This window comes from Arthrobacter sp. NPDC056691 (genome assembly GCF_042791415.1).
Taxonomy (GTDB): domain Bacteria; phylum Actinomycetota; class Actinomycetes; order Actinomycetales; family Micrococcaceae; genus Arthrobacter.
This window is the reverse complement of record NZ_JBHTXX010000023.1, coordinates 76395-93867: the sequence shown is the minus strand read 5'-3', so window position 1 is coordinate 93867 and position 17473 is coordinate 76395. Positions and strand designations below refer to the sequence as shown.

17 protein-coding genes and 1 pseudogene are annotated in these 17473 nt (G+C 66.7%); 7 read left to right on the top strand and 11 right to left on the bottom strand.

Annotated features, from left to right (window positions below; translation table 11 throughout):
- Nucleotides 1-107 precede the first annotated feature (107 nt).
- From ACFRAU_RS17495 to ACFRAU_RS17485, 3 genes are read right to left on the bottom strand one after another with little or no spacing between them, the layout of a single operon-like run.
- Nucleotides 108-731 (bottom strand): energy-coupling factor transporter transmembrane component T family protein, encoded by a 624-nt coding sequence (locus tag ACFRAU_RS17495; RefSeq protein WP_378000871.1) that lies wholly within the window; start codon nt 729-731, stop codon nt 108-110.
- Nucleotides 728-1453: an energy-coupling factor ABC transporter ATP-binding protein gene (locus ACFRAU_RS17490; RefSeq protein WP_378000870.1), complete on the bottom strand. Its 726-nt coding sequence runs from the start codon at nt 1451-1453 to the stop codon at nt 728-730. Before ACFRAU_RS17490 ends, ACFRAU_RS17495 begins: the two co-directional genes overlap by 4 nt.
- A complete protein-coding gene (locus ACFRAU_RS17485; protein WP_378000869.1) occupies nt 1450-2124 on the bottom strand; it encodes a biotin transporter BioY in 675 nt (224 codons plus the stop codon). Before ACFRAU_RS17485 ends, ACFRAU_RS17490 begins: the two co-directional genes overlap by 4 nt.
- Before the next feature lie 313 nt (nt 2125-2437).
- Here ACFRAU_RS17485 and ACFRAU_RS17480 point away from each other — a divergent pair, with 313 nt between their 5' ends.
- Together ACFRAU_RS17480 and ACFRAU_RS17475 are read left to right on the top strand one after the other, a co-directional pair.
- Nucleotides 2438-4036 carry an ABC-F family ATP-binding cassette domain-containing protein gene (locus tag ACFRAU_RS17480; RefSeq protein ID WP_377997202.1) on the top strand — a complete coding sequence of 533 codons (1599 nt, stop codon included), beginning with the start codon at nt 2438-2440 and terminating at the stop codon, nt 4034-4036.
- Nucleotides 4037-4611: 575 nt separating this feature from the next.
- Entirely contained in the window at nt 4612-6246 is a 1635-nt protein-coding gene (locus tag ACFRAU_RS17475; protein WP_378000868.1) for a DUF222 domain-containing protein, read from the top strand.
- Between the two features lie 124 nt (nt 6247-6370).
- Here ACFRAU_RS17475 and ACFRAU_RS17470 read toward each other — a convergent pair whose 3' ends face one another.
- From ACFRAU_RS17470 to ACFRAU_RS17460, 3 genes are all read right to left on the bottom strand, one after another.
- A complete protein-coding gene (locus ACFRAU_RS17470) occupies nt 6371-7657 on the bottom strand; it encodes an ABC transporter permease (RefSeq protein ID WP_378000867.1) in 1287 nt (428 codons plus the stop codon).
- Entirely contained in the window at nt 7654-8352 is a 699-nt protein-coding gene (locus ACFRAU_RS17465) for an ABC transporter ATP-binding protein (protein WP_378000866.1), read from the bottom strand. Before ACFRAU_RS17465 ends, ACFRAU_RS17470 begins: the two co-directional genes overlap by 4 nt.
- 75 nt (nt 8353-8427) lie before the next feature.
- On the bottom strand, nt 8428-9018 hold the full coding sequence (locus ACFRAU_RS17460) for a TetR/AcrR family transcriptional regulator (protein ID WP_378000865.1): 591 nt from the start codon (nt 9016-9018) through the stop codon (nt 8428-8430).
- Nucleotides 9019-9149: 131 nt separating this feature from the next.
- On the opposite strand from ACFRAU_RS17460, the gene ACFRAU_RS17455 reads away from it, so the two are divergent.
- Nucleotides 9150-10706, top strand: a complete 1557-nt coding sequence (locus tag ACFRAU_RS17455) for an MDR family MFS transporter (protein WP_378000864.1) — start codon at nt 9150-9152, stop codon at nt 10704-10706.
- A gap of 202 nt (nt 10707-10908) precedes the next feature.
- Nucleotides 10909-11488: pseudogene (locus ACFRAU_RS17450) on the top strand (dihydrofolate reductase family protein).
- 87 nt (nt 11489-11575) lie between these two features.
- Here ACFRAU_RS17450 and ACFRAU_RS17445 read toward each other — a convergent pair.
- Genes ACFRAU_RS17445 through ACFRAU_RS17430 form a run of 4 tightly spaced genes read right to left on the bottom strand, consistent with a single transcriptional unit; the run spans nt 11576 to nt 13657 of the window.
- Nucleotides 11576-12076: a YbaK/EbsC family protein gene (locus ACFRAU_RS17445; protein WP_378000863.1), complete on the bottom strand. Its 501-nt coding sequence runs from the start codon at nt 12074-12076 to the stop codon at nt 11576-11578.
- Nucleotides 12060-12932, bottom strand: a complete 873-nt coding sequence (locus tag ACFRAU_RS17440) for an SURF1 family protein (RefSeq protein WP_378000862.1) — start codon at nt 12930-12932, stop codon at nt 12060-12062. The genes ACFRAU_RS17445 and ACFRAU_RS17440 overlap by 17 nt, the downstream gene beginning before the upstream one ends.
- The gene (locus tag ACFRAU_RS17435; protein WP_378000861.1) at nt 12933-13193 is read right to left on the bottom strand and encodes a hypothetical protein; all 261 of its coding nucleotides are present in this window, start codon (nt 13191-13193) and stop codon (nt 12933-12935) included.
- Nucleotides 13190-13657 (bottom strand): DUF3099 domain-containing protein, encoded by a 468-nt coding sequence (locus tag ACFRAU_RS17430; RefSeq protein WP_378000860.1) that lies wholly within the window; start codon nt 13655-13657, stop codon nt 13190-13192. Before ACFRAU_RS17430 ends, ACFRAU_RS17435 begins: the two co-directional genes overlap by 4 nt.
- A 118-nt stretch (nt 13658-13775) precedes the next feature.
- On the opposite strand from ACFRAU_RS17430, the gene fabG reads away from it, so the two are divergent.
- From fabG to ACFRAU_RS17415, 3 genes are all read left to right on the top strand, one after another.
- Complete coding sequence (gene fabG, locus ACFRAU_RS17425; protein ID WP_377997191.1) at nt 13776-14501, top strand: 3-oxoacyl-ACP reductase FabG; 726 nt, start codon at nt 13776-13778, stop codon at nt 14499-14501.
- A gap of 155 nt (nt 14502-14656) precedes the next feature.
- Nucleotides 14657-15409 (top strand): SDR family oxidoreductase, encoded by a 753-nt coding sequence (locus tag ACFRAU_RS17420; RefSeq protein ID WP_377997190.1) that lies wholly within the window; start codon nt 14657-14659, stop codon nt 15407-15409.
- 190 nt (nt 15410-15599) lie between these two features.
- The gene (locus ACFRAU_RS17415) at nt 15600-16460 is read left to right on the top strand and encodes a VOC family protein (protein ID WP_378000859.1); all 861 of its coding nucleotides are present in this window, start codon (nt 15600-15602) and stop codon (nt 16458-16460) included.
- 10 nt (nt 16461-16470) lie between these two features.
- Here the strand turns inward: ACFRAU_RS17415 and serB are convergent, their stop codons facing one another.
- Nucleotides 16471-17376 carry a phosphoserine phosphatase SerB gene (gene serB, locus ACFRAU_RS17410; protein WP_377997188.1) on the bottom strand — a complete coding sequence of 302 codons (906 nt, stop codon included), beginning with the start codon at nt 17374-17376 and terminating at the stop codon, nt 16471-16473.
- Between the last annotated feature and the right edge of the window lie 97 nt (nt 17377-17473).

Sequence of the window (17473 nt, the reverse complement as noted above, 5' to 3'; positions counted from 1 at the left end):
GATCAGGGCGTTCCCAGCGCTCAGAACGCCCTGATCTGCGACCCAGTTGGGTTTGAAAGCCGGCGTCGGCCCCCGGGCCCGAGGGGAAGGACGAGCCCCCGCGGTGGTCAGTCCTCCGGCTCGCCCAGCCCGCGGGCGGCCAGCGCTTCGCCTGTGTGGCGGGCATAGGCAACCGTGGTGATGAACACCGGCAGGACCAGCGCCCGCGGGTTGCGTTCCAGTCCGCGGGCACGCGCCGAATCCCGGACGTCAGCGAAGGCCCCGGCGATAAAGGGAATGCTCCGCAGCATGATGGCGATGGTCAGGGCAAAGCGCTCGGGGTCCGCGCCGAAGCGCCGGAACGGGCGGGCCAGGGAAACCACGCCGTCGAGCAGCCGGTGCAGCGGCGTGGTGGCGGTCAGCAGGGACGCCGCCACGACGCACAGCAGGATGTTCAGGACGATGCGGGCGGCAACGGGCCCGCCCAGTTGCCACCACTGGAACGCTCCGATGACCAGCAGGACGGGAAGCAGCGGCCGCACCGCGCGGAATAGCCGCACGGCTCCGGCGCCACTGAGCAGGAACAGCGCGCACATCACAAGGAGCGCTCCGGCGGCGAGCCGCCAGTCGACGATGAGGAAAGAGGCCATTCCGCACGTCAGGACCAGCAGGAACTTCAGCCACAGCGGCATGCGGTGGATCAGGGACGAGCCGGGCACGTAGTTGGCGAGCAGGAAGCCGTGACCCCTCACCGGAAGTCACCGTCCGGCAGGCTCCGCGCGGACAGCGACCGGTAGTGGTCGACGGCGGCGGCAGCACCGCCGTCGAACGCTATCCGCCCGGATTCGACCACCAGGACCCGGTCCATGTCCAGGGCCAGCTCAAGGTCATGGGTGGACATGACGATCTGCTGGCTCAGGCCGGCCAGGGTACGGCGGAGCAGTTCGCGGTTCCTGAGGTCCAGCAGCGTGGAGGGCTCGTCCAGCACGAGCACGCCAGGTTCCACCGCCAACACGGACGCCAGGGCCAGGAGCTGCCGTTCGCCGCCGGAGAGTTCGTAGATGCTCTGCTCAGCCAGGGGCAGGAGTCCGAATCGGTCCAGGGCAGCGGTGGCCTGCTCCCGGCGCTCCCTGCCATTGCGCACCGAGCGCCGGAGCGAGAGCTCCACGTCCTCCCGACCGGTGGGCATGACCAGCTGGGACAGGGGATCGGTGAAGACGAAGCCCACCTGCTGGCGCACGGCACGCACGTTGCGGACCGTGTCGGCGCCGTTGACGGTCACTGTCCCTTCGGTGGGGACCACGAGGCCGTTCAGCAGGCGGAGCAGCGTCGACTTGCCGGAGCCGTTGGCCCCGATCACACCGATCCGCTGCTCGGTGAGCTCCAGCGAGATGCCCTGCAGCAGGACTTTGGGGTCAGGGCGCCCGTCGACGGCCACGCTGACCCCTGCGTTCCTGAGGGAGATGGCGCTCACTGGTGGGTGCTGGCTGCCGGTGTGGCGGCTTCCGGCGCGGCGGCCTTCTGCGGGAGCTGCCGGACTCGGCGGACCAGCAGATCGGGGAAGGCCTTGTGCAGGGCGATGGCCACCGCAACGGCGAGGACGTTCTTGATGATGTCACCCGGGTAGAAGGGGAGATCAGCCAGGAACGCCTTGGAGAAGTCCAGCTTGGCGTTCACCATCATGCCGGCGATGCCCAGTCCGTGGATCAGCACAATGCTGGCGGCCATGGCGGCGGCGAACAGGAATACGGCACGAAACTTCACCGTGCGGCGGATGACGACGGCGGCCAGCCAGCCCACCGCCGCGGCGGCGAGGGGGAACGCGATGATGTAGCCGGCCGAGGGTCCGGCCAGAATGCCCAGACCGCTGCGGCCACCGCTGAAAATGGGGAGCCCGGCGAGCCCAAGCAGGGTATGGAGACCAACGGCAGCGAACGCGCGGCCGGGGCCCAAGGCGAGCCCGGTCAGCATGACGGCGAGCGTCTGGAGCGTGATGGGGACGCCGAGGCCACCCACGGGGATGGCCGCAACCAGGGCTGATGCCGCCACGAGCGCGGCGAAGACGGCGATGAGTCCGAGGTCGGTGGCGTTCCAGCGGGTGCGCTTTGCCGGCTGCAGGGCGCCGGCGGAATGGGTCTGGGTCATGGGAGGTCCTGTCGGAGGGGTACAAACAATTATCGGCTGGTGTTGACGTTACTGGCCCGGGAATCACGGCATTTTGTTGCTGTCCTACAAGGGTGACGCCCCGGGGTCTGGTCCTGGACACAAATACTGCGCTCGCTCTTGTGGCGAAGGCGCTCTTCTGGGCACCGACGGCGTGTTCTGGCCGGGTTGCACCGGCCGGTAGACTTGAACGGGCCGTTCTGCGGCCGGCATCCCCGGCGTTCCTTACTTTGCGCCGTGCGGCATGCAACCTGCCGTGCTGCGGCATTCCCTGTTGTGAAAGGCCTTACCTGCTGTGATTACCGTTCAGGATCTTGAACTGCGCGCCGGCGCCCGCCTGCTCATGGACCAGGTGAGCTTCCGGATCGACAAGGGCGACAAGATTGGGCTCGTGGGCCGCAACGGTGCCGGCAAGACCACGCTGACCCGTGTGCTCGCCGGCGAGGGCCTGCCTGCCGCCGGCAAGGTGACCCGAAGCGGTGAAATCGGATACCTGCCCCAGGATCCGCGCACGCCGGACATGGAGCAGCTCGCACGGGACAGGATTCTGTCCGCCCGCGGCCTGGACATCGTCGCCGGCAAGCTGAAGCAGGCCCATGACGAGATGGCCAGCGAGGACGCAGCGGTCCAGCGCAAGGCGATGAACCGCTACGACAGGCTCGAATCCGAATTCCTGGCGGCCGGCGGCTACGCTGCCGAAGCCGAGGCCGCAGCTATCTGCTCGAACCTCGCCCTGCCCGACCGCCTGCTGAACCAGCCCCTCAAGACCCTGTCCGGCGGTCAGCGGCGCCGCGTGGAACTCGCGCGCATCCTGTACTCGGACGCCGAGACCATGCTCCTCGATGAGCCCACCAACCACCTCGACGCCGATTCCATCGCGTGGCTGCGTGACTTCCTCAAGAACCACCAGGGCGGACTGATCGTGATCAGCCACGACACCGAGCTGCTCGAAGCCACCGTGAACAAGGTGTTCCTGTTGGATGCCAACCGTGCCCAGATCGACTTCTACAACATGGACTGGAAGCGCTATCTGACGCAGCGCGAAACAGACGAACGCGCCCGCAAGCGGGAACGCGCCAACGCCGAAAAGAAGGCCCAGGTCCTGTTCGACCAGGCCAACAAGATGCGCGCCAAGGCCACCAAAGCCGTTGCAGCGCAGAACATGGCAAAGCGCGCCGAACGCCTGCTCAGCGGGCTGGAAGCAGTGCGCGAAACCGACCGTGTGGCAGCCCTGCGCTTCCCGGATCCGTCCCCTTGCGGCAAGACCCCGCTCACGGCGGAAGGCCTCAGCAAGTCCTACGGCTCGCTGGAAATCTTCACGGACGTCGACCTGGCCATCGACCGCGGCTCCAAGGTGGTCATCCTCGGCCTCAACGGCGCCGGCAAGACCACCCTCCTGCGGATGCTCGCCGGGGTGGACCGCCCCGACACCGGCGACATTGTCCCCGGCCACGGCCTCAAGGTGGGCTACTACGCCCAGGAACATGAAACCCTCGACGTCGACCGCACCGTCCTGGAGAACATGCGATCGTCCGCCCCGGACATGAAGGACGCGGAGGTCCGCGGCATCCTGGGCTCGTTCCTGTTCTCCGGTGACGACGTCGACAAGCCTGCCGGCGTGCTCTCCGGCGGTGAGAAGACCCGTCTGGCGCTGGCCACCATCGTGGCCTCCAGCGCCAACGTCCTCCTGCTGGATGAGCCCACCAACAACCTCGACCCCGCCAGCCGCGCCGAGATCCTGGGTGCCCTGCGCAACTACACCGGCGCCGTCGTCCTGGTCAGCCACGACGAAGGCGCCGTTGAGGCCCTCAACCCGGAGCGCGTGGTGCTGCTGCCCGACGGCGTTGAGGACCTCTGGAACGAGGACTACCTGGACCTCATCACGCTGGCTTAAGTTTGCTGGCGGGCGAGTGAGGGCCGCGGTCGGCCCGACGGGCAGGCCAGCGCTTCCCGCCCATGAATGTCAGACCCCCTCATGACAATGGTTTTATGGAAGCCGTTGGGGGATTCACCGCAGACCGGGCCGGACGGCCCGGTGCCGGTGGGTTGGCTCCCGTCGGAGGGAACGACGGCGGTGGCTGGCTCAGTGAGGTCGCTCCCGCCGTCGGGGCTGTTAATGTCAGACCCCCTCATGACAATGGTTTTATGGAAGCCGTTGGGGGATTCACCGCAGGGGGTGCCGCACACCGGGCCGGACGGCCCGGTAGCGGTGGGTTGGCTTCCGTCGGAGGGAACGACGGCGGCGGCTGGCTCAGCGGGGTCACTCCCGACGGCGGGGCCGTCAATGTCAGGCCCCCTCATCACAATGGATCTATGGAAGCCGTTGGGGGATTCACCGCAGACCGGGCCGGACGGCCCGGTGCCGGTGGGTTGGCTCCCGTCGGAGGGAACGACGGCGGTGGCCGGGACAGCGGGGTTGCTCCCGCCGCCGGGGCTGTTAATGTCAGACCCCCTCAGCACAATGGTTTTATGGAAGCCGTTGGGGGATTCACCGCAGAGGGTGCCGCACGCCGGGCCGGATGGTCCGGTGGCGGCGGGTTGGTGTCCATGGGGGCGAACGCCCTGCAGAGCCTTCCAGCCGCGGCCGACGCGGTTGACCAGTCCCTTGCGTTGCTGGCCTCGGACCCCATCAGCGCCGAGGACACCGGGCTGTGGGGTTTCCGTCAGTCCGCTGATTTCGCGGACCGGGTCGAGGAGCTCTCCCGGAAGGTGGAGCATCTGCAGGTGCTCGCCGCCGGGGCGGTGGACCGGTCCCGCACCGAGGCCCTCACCGCCGCCGCGGCACCCCTCGTCCCCACCGCTGCTTTGGGCCCGGATTCAGGCGCGGATCCGGGCGCTGACGGTTCCCGGAACACCGTCGAATTCCTCCGCGGCAGGCTGCGGATCAGCGCCGGTGAGGCCCGCCGCCGCCTCGCCCTTGCCGATTCGGTCCTGCCCCGGGCAGGTTTCGGCGGACAGCAGCTCCCGCCCCGCTACGAAGAGCTCGCCGCCGCCGTCAGCACCGGGCAGGTCAGCTCACGCGCCGGGACCACCATCACCATGGCCCTGGACCGGGCACGGCATTTCACCACCCCCGCCCGGGCCGCGGAGATGGAACACGGCCTGACCGTCACCGCCGTCGAGAACGACGCGGACTTCCTGACCCGGGTCGCCCGGCACTGGGGCGAGGCGATCGACCAGGATGGCACCGAACCCTCCGAAGCGGCCCTCCGCCAGATCCAGGGCGCCTTCATCCGCCGGCCCAAACACGGCCTGCAGCACCTGGAAATCTTCGCCACCACCGAGCAGTTGGAAACCCTCACCACCGTCATGAACACCGCCACCAACCCCCGCACCATCGCACCGGGACACGAAACCGACGGCGGGAACGACAGTGACGGGACCGGTGGTGCCGGGTCCAGCCCCGCCGGCACAGCGGCGGGTGAACAGAGCGATCCAGCCGGGTGGGACACCCCGGGCGTCCCGGAGATCACCCTGGACCACCGGTCCGATGCGCAAAAACGGCTCGACGGGCTCGTCGGCGCCTGCCAAACAGCCCTCACCACAGGCGCCCTGCCCGCCAACGGCGGGCACCGGCCCCAAATCCTTGCCACCATCGATTACCGCGACCTCCTGGCCAAAGTCGAGCGATGGCAGGACCTCCAGGGGCAGCCCGGCTACACCGGCGACGGCACCGCCCTGTTCGCGTTCAGCGGGCCGGTGAACCCGGCCACGATCCGCAAAATCGCCTGCGACGCCGACATCATCCCCGTCGTCCTCGGCACCCAAGGACGCATCCTGGACATCGGCCGCGCCGCACGCGTCTTCCCACCCCACATCCGCAAAGCCATCACCGCCCGCGACCAAGGCTGCGCATTCCCCGGCTGCACCATCCCCGCACCCTGGTGCGAAGCCCACCACATCACCTACTGGTCCCGCGGCGGACCCACCAGCACCGGAAACGGCGTCCTCCTCTGCAACCATCACCACCACCTCATCCACAAAGAAAAATGGACCATCGACGTCACCAACGAGGTGCCCTGGTTCAAACCCCCACCCGAACTCGACCCCCACCGAAAACCACGCCGCAACCAATACTTCCGCTCACGACCCCAACGGGAATGAGTATTCCGGTGGTTCCTCGGAGCTCCAGCTACGGGAAGGCTTGAATCCTCCGCTGCCTCCGCTACCGCCGGCTCGAGAAATCCGATGAACTTTCCCTCCGCACGGATTCGACTGCCGGTGTCGGCTATTCGTAGCGGAGGGAGTCGATCGGGTTCTGCCGGGCAGCCCGCCACGCCGGCAAGGTCCCGGCGATGAAGGCGATGGCCATGACAAGGAGGATGACTCCGGCAACGGGCCCAGGCGCGAAGCTGAGAATCTGGAGGCCTGCCAGGTCGCTGAGCGGGCCACGGGCGAGGGCGCCGCTGACCGCAGTGCCCAGCCCGATAGCGGCAGTGGATCCGATCATGCTGCCGAGCAGTCCGATGAATGCCGCTTCGGTGCTGAAGAGGGCAAAGACAGAGCCGCTTCCCATGCCCATGGCTTTCATGAGGCCGATTTCCCGGGTGCGTTCCTGGACAGACATCAGCAGGGTGTTCACGATTCCGAAGCCCGCAGCGACCAGTGCGATCACCGCGAAAGCGTTCAGGACGCCGATGATCCCGCTGATGACCGTCTTGACGGTTCCGATCCGGTCCTCGAGCGTCTGGGCGGTGTAGCCTGCGTCTGCCAGACGCGACTTCATGTCGTTGATCCGGTCCGGCGAAGTCGTATCGAAGGTTGCCGTGGCGGCGGTCCAGACATCCTTCGTCGAAGCGGGAGCCCCGATCCCCTGGGCATCGGCAAGAGCGGCGGTGAGCGCCTTGTTGGCAAACGCGCCACCACCGCCGAGGAGGGCGCTTTGTTCCACGCCGTTGATGCGTGCGGTGATGGTGTGCATGGCACCGGTCGCGTCTTGGATTCCGATGGTGGCCTCCTGGCCGATGGCTTGGGCGTTGCCGCTGAACCCCAACGGGACGATGTACGGGGCCGGAAGGATGATCTGGGCCTGCTTGGCCGTGTCGTCCAGGCCTGTACCGGCATCGAGCTGGGGCTGTGCGCCGGCCAGGGGGCTAACGGAGAGCTGGTACTTCCCGTTGTTGTTCCACTCGATGTATGAGGGGCTGAGCCGCGTCACAGGGGAAACACCGGTGATCCCGGCAACCGAGGCTACCTTGTCCAGGTCTGACGGATTCAGTGCCAGCTGGGTGGATCCGGGCCGGCCGCCGGCGGCCAGCACCTTGACCTCCGGATCGTATTTCTGCGGACCGGAACCCGCGCCGGCATTGGTGTCGGTCTTGGTGATCGTAAAGGCGTTGCCTGGTCCGACGGCGGCGACCTGGGCGTCGATGTACTCGGAGATGCCAGTGCCAAGGCCATTGGTGATGGTCAGGGTGAAGGCTCCGACGAAGATTGCCAGGATGGTCAGCGTGGTGCGCAGCTTGCTTCGGAAACTGTTGGTGATCGCTGTTTTCAGTGTCTCGAGCGGTTTCATGCCGCGTGCTCCTCGTCGGTGCTGATCAGTTGGCCGTCGCGGATAAAGATGCGCCGGTTGAACCGGGCCGCCAGGTCATGGTCGTGAGTGACCGTGATCAGGGTGATTCCGTGGTTCTGGTTGAGGTCAAACAGAATGTCCTCCACGACCCGCCCGGTGGCGGTATCGAGGTTGCCCGTGGGTTCATCGGCGAAGAGGACCTGTGGGTTGTTAGCCAGTGCCCGCGCGATCACTACGCGCTGCTTCTGGCCGCCGGAGAGGTTCCCGGCCTTGTTGCGGGCCTTATCGGCCAGCTCAAGCTGCTCCAGTACAGCCATGCCGCGCGCGCGGCGTTCCCGTGGGCCCACACCTGCAATCTTCAGCGGCAGCACGACGTTCTCCAGCACAGTGGACGAGTGGTTGAGGAAGAACTGCTGGAACACGAACCCGAACATCCCGTTCCGCAGGCTGTTGAGCTTGCGCCCGCTCAGGTTCCTTGCGTCAACGCCATCAACGCAGACTTCACCTCCGCCCGGGGTGTCCAGCAGCGCCAGCAGGTGCATCAGAGTGGATTTACCGGACCCGCTCTTGCCCACGATGGCCACGGAGTCTCCGCGGTCAATCTGCAGGGAAACGCCTTTAAGGGCATCGAAACGGTCAGGTCCGCGGCCATAGGTTTTCGTCAGGTCGCGGGCGGACAGGATTGGCACAGTCATGAAGGTTCCCATCACGGGTCGGAAAAACAGGCGTGAGCAGAATAGGAGGCGGGCGTTGGAGGGTAAGACGGACTCTCAGAATCCGGGCGGCAGCAGGCCGGAGGAGATGCGTGCGGCCGCCTCCAGGATGTCTTTCTCGTCGGCGTCGAGGTCGCGGGCGGCCATGCCGAGCATGTTGATGCTGAGCAGGGCGAAGCGGACGCGCAACTGGTCCTCCACGCTTGCTCCGGGGGGCGTGAGGATGGCAAACAGTTCGGAAACTGCCGCGGCCATTCCTTCATGTTGGCCCGGTTCTGATTTGATGTCCCTGATCAACCGGTGGTTGGAACCGAGGAAGCGGAACATGCGCAGGCCCTGGTCCTGCATGATCGCGGTCCACCGGACGATCACGGTCCGGCGCACGTCCGGGCCAGGTTCCTGTGTCCGGGCCCAGGCCAGCAGGTCCGTGACCTGCCCGCGCATTGTCTCCATCAGGGCCCGGACGATGTCTTCCTTGCTCTTGAAGTGGTAGTACAGCGCCGCCTTCGTGAAGCCAAGTTCCTCAGCGATCTGCCGCATCGACGTCGACTCGTAGCCTTGGTCGGCAAACAGGCGCAAGGCGACAGCCTGGATGTTCTCCCGCGTCCCGCCCGCAGGCGGGACTGCCCCGCCATTCGTGGGTGTCATCTGTGCGTGCTTCCTCTCAACCCGGCCACTTGCGCAGGCCGGTCCACTTGCTAACTAACCGGCCGGTAAGTACCATGCTAACCGAGCGGTAAGTGAAGCCGCAAACCAACTTCCAAAAGGACCCGCCTGCCATGAAAGCTGACCAGGAGCCCGCCCGGCTGTCACCACGCCAGATCGTCACCGCGATGAGCGGGCTGATCATCGCCATGCTGCTCGCACAGCTGGATAACATGATTGTTGCCCCGGCGCTACCAACCATCGTTGGTGAACTGGGCGGCATGGACCACCTTGCCTGGGTCACCACCGGGTATGTCCTCGCATCCACCGTGGCCACCCCGATCTGGGGCAAACTCGGCGACATCTTCGGGCACAGCCGCACGTTCATGGCGTCGATCGTGGTTTTCCTTGCCGGTTCAGCCCTGTGCGGGATGAGTCAGGACATGACGGAGCTTATTGGCTTCCGCGCATTCCAGGGCCTGGGTGCCGGCGGGCTGATGGTGGGCATCATGGCCGCGATCGGACTCATGGTCCCGCCCCGGGAGCGCGGCAAGTACCAGGGCATCATGATGGCAGTCATGCCGCTGGCCATGATCGGCGGACCGCTGCTGGGCGGTTTCATCACAGACCACGCCACGTGGCGCTGGGCGTTCTATGTCAACCTGCCGCTGGGCGTCCTGTCGCTCGTCGTCTGCTGGTTCACGCTCAAGCTTCCGCGCCAGCCGCGGACATCGAAGGTGCAGATCGACTGGTGGGGCTCCGCCGTCCTCACAGTCTGGATCACCTCGCTCGTGCTGATGCTGAGCTGGGGCGGTAGCCAGTATGACTGGAACTCACCGGAAATCATCGGCCTCGGGGCCACCGCCGCCGTCGGGCTGATCCTGTTCCTGGTTATCGAAAGCCGCGTCGCCGAGCCCGTCATTCCGCTGCGCCTGTTCGCCAGCAGCAACTTCTCGCTGGCCAACGCGCTGGGCTTCATCGTTGGTTTCGCCATGTTCGGCGGGATCACCTTCCTGCCCCAGTTCCAGCAGTACGTCCAGGGCCAATCCGCGACCAGCAGCGGGCTGCTGCTGATGCCCATGATGATCGCCGCGATGATCGTCTCACTGACCGGAGGCCTGCTCGTAACGCGCACCGGACACTACAAGTCGCTCCCGATCGCCGGATCCGCGCTCATGGCAGCCGGCCTGTTCCTCTTCTCCACCATGGGCCTGGATACTCCGGCCTGGCAGTCGGGCATCTACATGGCCGTCCTCGGTGCCGGCATGGGCTGCATGATGCAGACCACCAATCTCATCGCCCAGAACAGCGTGCACATCAAGGACATCGGGGCCGCCACCGGCACCAGCACCTTTGCCCGGAACATGGGCGGATCCCTCGGGATCTCGGTCCTGGGATCCATCTACGCGAGCCGCCTGGCGGACGCCATGGGCGGCGGCGCCGGCGGCTCCGGAAACCTGCACCAGAGCGGACAGATAACCCCGGCGGCCCTGCACTCCCTGCCGCAGGCGGTCCAGGACCTCTTCAAGCAGGCCGTGACGAGCGGCATCCAAAGCGTCTTCCTCTGGGCCGCCGTCGTCGCCGCAGCCGGCTTCGTGCTGGCCCTGTTCATCCGCCACGTCCCGCTGCGCGGCCACACCCCCACCCCTGCCCAGAGTGCAGAAGCGACAGCGGAAGAACTCGCCTTCTGACTTGCAGCAGGTTGCCGTTTGTCCTGCAACGAATAGCGTAAAGCGGGGTCGAAGCATTGTGGGCATCTCCAGGCCTGCGATGCTTGCGGCCGCCATGGTTGCTTTTGAAGCCCTGTGGCCATCCTCCGCGTCGGTAGCTATGCTCTTCCCGCTGTGACATCTGTATTTCCAAACCCGACCAGCCGTATTCGAGGAGAACAGCATGAGCGCTATCTACACCTTCGACGTCTTTTTGCAGCCTCGACGGCTTCGGCTCCCACAGCGGCAACTGGGGCGGTTACTGGGGCAAGCAGGGCCCCGAGCTGCTCGAACACCGTCTCGCCCTGTACAGCACGGAGCAGCGGATGGTCTTCGGGGCCAACACGTATCGGGCGTTCACGCGGATGCTGGCGTCGAGCAGCGAGGGTTCCGACGTCCGTGACTCATGGGTCACGCGGATGACGCACCTGCCGGCAACGGTCGTGTCGAGAACCCTGCAGGAACCGCTCGACTGGCCGGACGCCACCGTCGCGAGCGGCGACGCAGTGGACGTCGTCGCCCGGCTCAGGGAAGAGTCAGAAGTGCCCCTGCGCTCCCACGGCAGCCTGTCGATGAACCGCGCGCTGATGGCCGCCGGTCTGGTCGACCGCGTCCAGGTGACGGTCTTCCCGGTGATCACCGGCCAGACCGGAGAGCAGCCGATCTTCCAGGATGCCGCCGACTTCGATCTCGAGCTGATCGAGAGCCGGACGCTCGATGGCCACACCCAAGAGCTCATCTACCGGCCCACCCTCCACGTCTGAATCCCGGGCAACCGCCGTAATCAACCGCTTCCCGACCACCACTCCAAAAGGACTGAACGGTTACGGAACTCAGCGCACGGGAAGCGCTCAGCGCACCCGAAGCGCGTGGGCGCCCGTGATCCGCTGCAGCTCGCCGTAGCTGATGGAGAACATCGAGTGGTGGTCGCCCGCCCCGGCCCAGAGTGTGGCGTGGTTTTCGAGCGAGGTGTCCAGCAGGGTGCGGATCTTCGCCGGATGCCCCACAGGGGCAACCCCGCCCACTTCCTGGCCCGTGTGGTGCAGGACGAAGTCCGGCGCGGCGCGGCGGATCCGTCCGGTGCCCAGCTGGGAGGCCACCAGCCGGACGTCCACTTTGGCGGCTCCGCTGGCGAGAATCAGCAGGGGAGCGCCGTCGACTTCAAACACCAGACTGTTGGTGATTGCCGCAACGTCGCAGCCGAGCGCGTCAGCGGCGGCGGCCGCCGTCGGAACCGCATCGGGAAGAACCGTGACTGTGTCGCGGGCGCCGGCCGCGGTCAGGGCCCGGCGCACGTTGGCCACAGGGTCGGCAAGCATGTCCGTGCTCCGGTCGTCAGTAGCCCTGGGCATCCAGGATCGCGTCTTCCTCTTCTTCCGCGGTCGGCCGCTTACGCTTCCGGGGTGCCGGCGGACGACGTCGGGCTCCCGCGGCGGCGTGGGCAGGCTCACCGTCCAGCGCCTCGGCGTCCTCGGCATCCATCGCGGCGTTGCGCGCCTGCTGCCGGGCAGCGTATCCAAAGCCCACGAACATGAGGACGCCGAAGGCGAACCACTGCAGCGAGTAGGACAGGTGCGTACCCTCATCTACCGAGGGCATCGGGAACGGCTGCGGCATGTCCGCCACCGGCGGTGTCTCCGAGGCGAGTTGACCGTATGCGCCCGTGAGCAGCGGGTAGCCGAGCTCGGTGGCGTAGGTGGGCAGGTCAATGGATGCCAGCTGGCCTTCCGGCGCGCCGCGCTGCAGGGTGGGTTCGCTGTGCTTGAGCCGCACCACGGCAGTGATCTGCCCGGACGGCGGCGCCGGAATGGAGTCCGGCCGGCCGGGCGTCTTATTGCCGATCGGCAGCCAACCGCGGTCAACCACCACAGTCTCGCCCGACACGAGCCTGAACGGCACCACTACCTCGTATCCGGGCTGCCCGTTGAGGGGCCGGTTGCGCACGATCCGCTGCCCGTCGACGTCGTACGTGCCCTGGAGCCTGACCTGGGTCCATTCCTTGGACGGGTCCAGTTGGTTGAACTCATTGCGGGCCTGGGCAAACGTGATGGGAGTAGCAGAGTAGTTGGACGTGACGCGCTGGATTTCCGCGAGCGTCTCCGCCCGGCGGTCCATCTGCCAGCGGCCGAGGAAAACGCAACCGGTGGCGAAGATCGCGGCCAGCAGGAGATAGCCCAGCCACTTGCTGGAAAACAGGAACCTGTACATTCAGCTGTTCCCGCCCGCTTCAGCGCCCTCGAGCGGCACGGTTTCCTTCCAGAGCCCCCGCGTCTGCAGGTAGTCCTCCAGCCACGCCTTGTGCTCACCGCACGCCAGCCACACCTTGCGGCGGTCAGGCGTATGGATCTTGGGATTGTTCCAGAGCAGCTGCCAGGACGCATCGGCCCGGCAGGCTTTGCGGGAGCACGTGGCCGCGGATGCTGGCCCGGCCAGATCGCCGCTGCCGCCACCCAGGTTGAAAATGTTCATGAAGCTTTCTGTCCCCGGCCCTCGTCGTCTTCTTCGTCATCAGCAATGAGTTCGCCCTGGAGCACCGTCGGCTCATCGGCCGCGTCCGCGCTTTCGGCAGTCCCGGGTTCCTCGGCCGCTCCCAGCTCAGCGTAGGGCGTGTAATCGAGCAACGCATCGCTGTGGATCTCTGCCTTGTCCGAACCGTTGGCGATCACCACAGCGACCCACGGCAGGAACACCGCACCCGCCACCGCAACCAGCTTGAACCAGCCGTCCACCACGAAGATCAGAATCAGGCACACCATGCGGATACCCATGGCGAGGGCGTACTTGATCATGCGCTCCCGCATGTCTTCGGAATGCGCTGCGGCGGCGTCCGTGATGCTGATTACTTCCGGATGGCCGGCGGCTGCGTCACGCTTCCCGGGCGTCTGCTGTCCGGGTTGGGGTTCAGGTATCACGACTGTCTCATCACGCTCCAATGGCTACCCCAATTCTCTCACCATCCGAAGTTGGCTCCCAATCGGACGATAAGATCGGAGGCAGTCAAAATTCCAGCCACCACAGCGGAGCCATGCTCCGCGGAAATCCGGAGCACACATGTCTGAAGCAGCAACCACGGCCCGCAGCGTCCTTATCACCGGCGGAAACCGCGGCATCGGCCTGGCCATCGCGGAAGCATTCCTGGCCAACGGCGACAAGGTGGCCGTGACCTACCGCAGCGAATCGAAGCTGCCGGAGGGTGTCCTCGGGGTCAAGGCCGACGTAACCGACGAAGCCTCCGTTGACGCTGCGTTCGCCGAGGTTGAGGCCGCCCACGGTCCCGTCGAGGTGCTGGTGGCCAACGCCGGCATCACCAAGGACACGCTGCTGCTGCGCATGAGCGAGAACGACTTCACGTCCGTCATCGACACCAACCTGACCGGCGCGTTCCGCGTCATCAAGCGCGCCTCGAAGGGCATGATCCGGCTGCGCAAGGGCCGCGTGGTACTCATTTCCTCCGTTTCGGGCCTCTACGGCGCGCCGGGCCAGATCAACTACTCCGCCTCCAAGGCCGGGCTTGTCGGCATCGCCCGCTCCCTGACCCGCGAGCTCGGTTCGCGGGGAATCACGGCTAATGTGGTGGCTCCCGGATTCATCAACACGGACATGACGGCCGAACTGCCGGAAGCAACCCAGAAGGGTTACCTGTCCAGTATCCCCGCCGGGCGCTTCGCAGACGCCTCGGAGGTGGCCAACGTGGTGCGCTGGATCTCCAGCGACGAGGCCGCCTACATTTCCGGCGCCGTCATTCCGGTCGACGGCGGCCTCGGCATGGGGCACTAGGCCCCCAGGCGCACGACTTCGCCAACGGGCAGGCCACCGGCTTCTTTGTCGCGTTCCGACAAAGGAAACCGGCCTGCCCGCTGGCATGATGGACTGCAGGCCATCAGTCATTAGACGTTTTGAACAAAGATCAAGATTTAGATAAGGGAGCCCACATGGGACAGTTGGACAACAAGACAGCCATCGTCACCGGTTCTTCGCGCGGCATCGGCGCCGAAGTTGCCAAGATCCTCGCCGGCGAGGGCGCCGCCGTCGTGGTTAACTACCGCCAGAAGGCGCCCCGCGCCAACAAAGTGGTGGCCGGGATCCAGGCCGACGGCGGCCGTGCCGTCGCCGTGGGCGCTGACCTGACCACCCTCGAAGGCGTGCAGGCGCTGGCCAGCGCCGCCATGGAAAACTTCGGCTCGCTCGACGTCCTGGTCCTCAACGCCTCCGGCGGCATGGAAACAGGGATGGAAGAGGACTACGCCCTCAAGCTCAACCGCGACGCGCAGGTCAACATGCTCAACGCCGCCGCGCCCCTGATGAAGGAGGGCTCCCGCGTTGTCTTCGTGACCAGCCACCAGGCCCACTTCATCAATTCGGTGCCCACCATGCCCGAGTACGAGCCCGTGGCCCGCAGCAAGCGTGCCGGTGAGGACGCCCTGCGTGAGCTGCTGCCGAACCTGGCGGACAAGGGCATCACCCTGGTGGTCGTGTCCGGCGACATGATCGAAGGCACCGTGACCGCGACGCTGCTGGACCGGTCGAACCCCGGCGCCATCGAGGCCCGCCGCGCCGAGGCCGGCAAGCTGTACTCCGTTGAGGAGTTCGCCGCGGTGGTTGCCAGCATGGCCACCGCCGACGTCGAGTCCGGCCACACGGAATACGCCGGCGGCGCGGACTACTTCGGCAAGAACGCCGGCTAGTCCGTCCGGCATCTGCCGTCCGCGGGTTCCTGACGCGGGTTCCTGACCCGGATCCCTGACCCGAAGGCCCGGCGCAACAGCGCCGGGCCTTCGGCGTCCCCGCCGCGGTGGCCGCGGCCTGCATCAGCAGTACACAAATCGGGCCGCGCAGGCGTTGTCCGGCCGGCCTGGGGCGCCTAGGGTCATAGCCATGGCAGACGATGCAGCAGCAGCGAAGCGGAGCTATCCGGCCGGCGTGCCGTGCTGGGTGGACAGCCAACAGCCGGACGTGGGAACGGCCACGAAGTTCTACGGGGGACTGCTCGGTTGGGAGTTCGACGCCGGCACGGTGCCACCCGGGGACACTGGCAGTTACGCAATCGCCCGGCTCGGCGGCCAGGAGACAGGCGCCATCACCGGTTTCGGCACCGGCCCCCACGGCGTCCCCGCCTGGAACACGTACATCGGAGTCGAGAATGCAGACGCCGCAGTGCGTCATCTGCTGTCAGCCGGGGCCACTCTCAAATCGGCTCCTGCCGATACAGGCGTTGGCGGCGTGTGGGCCGCGCTGGCCGATCCCGAGGGGGCGGAGTTCCGCATCTGGCAGCCGGCGGAGCGGCCGGGCGCCCAGGCGGTCAACGTGCCGGGCGGCTGGAACTTCAGCGACCTCCATACCGCGGACACGGATGCTGCCGCGGACTTCTATGCCAGGGCCTTCGGCTGGCAATTTGACCGTCTCGACTTCGGCACCATGATCCGCCGTCCAGGCTACGGCGACCATCTGGAAGCCACCGTCGACCCGGATATCCGGGCCCGCCAATCCGGGGACGCGGTCCCCACAGGTTTCGCCGACGCAGTGGGCTGGCTTGCGCCTACCGCCCCTGGCGAGCGGCCGCACTGGCATGTCACCTTCACCGTCGCGGACCGTGACCGGGCGGTGCAGGAGGCGGAGCGCCTGGGCGGCCACGTCCTGGCGCAGGACGAGACCGAGTGGACACGGACCGCCCTGATCCGGGACCCCGGCGGGGCCGTGTTCACGGCAAGCCAGTTCACGCCGCCGTCGGGCTTCTAGTTCCGGATGTTCAGACGCCGGCGATGTGCCGCACCGCGTCGAGGTACGGGATGTTGATGGCGGCGTCGGCCACGGCACGGACGGCGGGCTTGGCGTTGAAGGCCACGCCGATGCCCGCGGCGCCGAGCATGTCCAGGTCGTTGGCGCCATCGCCCACTGCGATGGTGTGCTCCAACACGATGCCCTCGGCGGCCGACCATTCGCGGAGGTACTTTTCCTTGGCTGCACGGTCAATCACAGCCCCGAGGACCTTGCCCGTCAGGGCCCCGTCCACGATCTCCAGCTCGTTGGCGATCCAGTAATCCATGCCGAGGTCCTCGGCGATGGGGCGCAGGATCTGGTTGAAGCCGCCGGATACCACCGCAACGGCGTGGCCCGCAGCCTTGAATGCGGCCACCAGCTCCGCGGCACCCTCGCTCAGCTTCACTTCTGCGCGGACCGAGTCGACGACGGCGGCCGGCAGCCCCGCAAGGACGGCCACGCGGGCGTGCAGGCTTTGCGCGAAGTCGAGTTCACCGCGCATGGCGGCTTCCGTAACGGCAGCGACTTCGTCGCGCTTTCCGGCATAGGCGGCGAGGAGCTCGATGACCTCCTGCTGGATCAGGGTGGAGTCGACGTCCATGATGAGCAGCTTGCGCTCGGCCTTCCGCAGTTCCGCGGGGACGATGGCGGTGTCCACGCCGGCCCGCTCCGCGTTCTCCTTCGCGGCGGCAACCGCGTGCCGCAGGCCGGCGATGTCCGCGGCAGAGCCGGACGGCACGGAAAAGTCCACGGTGCAGACCTCGAAGCGTCCGTCGCCTGTGCTGGCAGCTTCTCCGAAGCTGGCACCGGAGTCCGCCAGCAAGGACCGCAGGTTTTCCGGTTCCGAGGGGGACAGTTTCAGGCCATAGCTGACCGCAGTCACGTTCGAAGTCATGGCTGCAATCTTAGCCAGCGCAGCGCCGCCTCCCGAATCCGTTGCATGGAATCAGTCCCCACCCGGCTCCCAGCAAACGTCCGGCCAACCCGGAGGC

Excerpts from the sequence above, each read along its gene's own strand:
- ACFRAU_RS17485 (WP_378000869.1), bottom strand. The coding sequence starts at position 2,124 with ATGACCCAGACCCATTCCGCCGGCGCCCTGCAGCCGGCAAAGCGCACC.
- ACFRAU_RS17475 (WP_378000868.1), top strand. The coding sequence starts at position 4,612 with ATGGAAGCCGTTGGGGGATTCACCGCAGAGGGTGCCGCACGCCGGGCC.
- ACFRAU_RS17470 (WP_378000867.1), bottom strand. The coding sequence starts at position 7,657 with ATGAAACCGCTCGAGACACTGAAAACAGCGATCACCAACAGTTTCCGA.
- ACFRAU_RS17465 (WP_378000866.1), bottom strand. The coding sequence starts at position 8,352 with ATGACTGTGCCAATCCTGTCCGCCCGCGACCTGACGAAAACCTATGGC.
- ACFRAU_RS17460 (WP_378000865.1), bottom strand. The coding sequence starts at position 9,018 with ATGACACCCACGAATGGCGGGGCAGTCCCGCCTGCGGGCGGGACGCGG.
- ACFRAU_RS17455 (WP_378000864.1), top strand. The coding sequence starts at position 9,150 with ATGAAAGCTGACCAGGAGCCCGCCCGGCTGTCACCACGCCAGATCGTC.
- ACFRAU_RS17445 (WP_378000863.1), bottom strand. The coding sequence starts at position 12,076 with ATGCCCAGGGCTACTGACGACCGGAGCACGGACATGCTTGCCGACCCT.
- ACFRAU_RS17440 (WP_378000862.1), bottom strand. The coding sequence starts at position 12,932 with ATGTACAGGTTCCTGTTTTCCAGCAAGTGGCTGGGCTATCTCCTGCTG.
- ACFRAU_RS17435 (WP_378000861.1), bottom strand. The coding sequence starts at position 13,193 with ATGAACATTTTCAACCTGGGTGGCGGCAGCGGCGATCTGGCCGGGCCA.
- fabG (WP_377997191.1), top strand. The coding sequence starts at position 13,776 with ATGTCTGAAGCAGCAACCACGGCCCGCAGCGTCCTTATCACCGGCGGA.
- ACFRAU_RS17420 (WP_377997190.1), top strand. The coding sequence starts at position 14,657 with ATGGGACAGTTGGACAACAAGACAGCCATCGTCACCGGTTCTTCGCGC.
- ACFRAU_RS17415 (WP_378000859.1), top strand. The coding sequence starts at position 15,600 with ATGGCAGACGATGCAGCAGCAGCGAAGCGGAGCTATCCGGCCGGCGTG.
- serB (WP_377997188.1), bottom strand. The coding sequence starts at position 17,376 with ATGACTTCGAACGTGACTGCGGTCAGCTATGGCCTGAAACTGTCCCCC.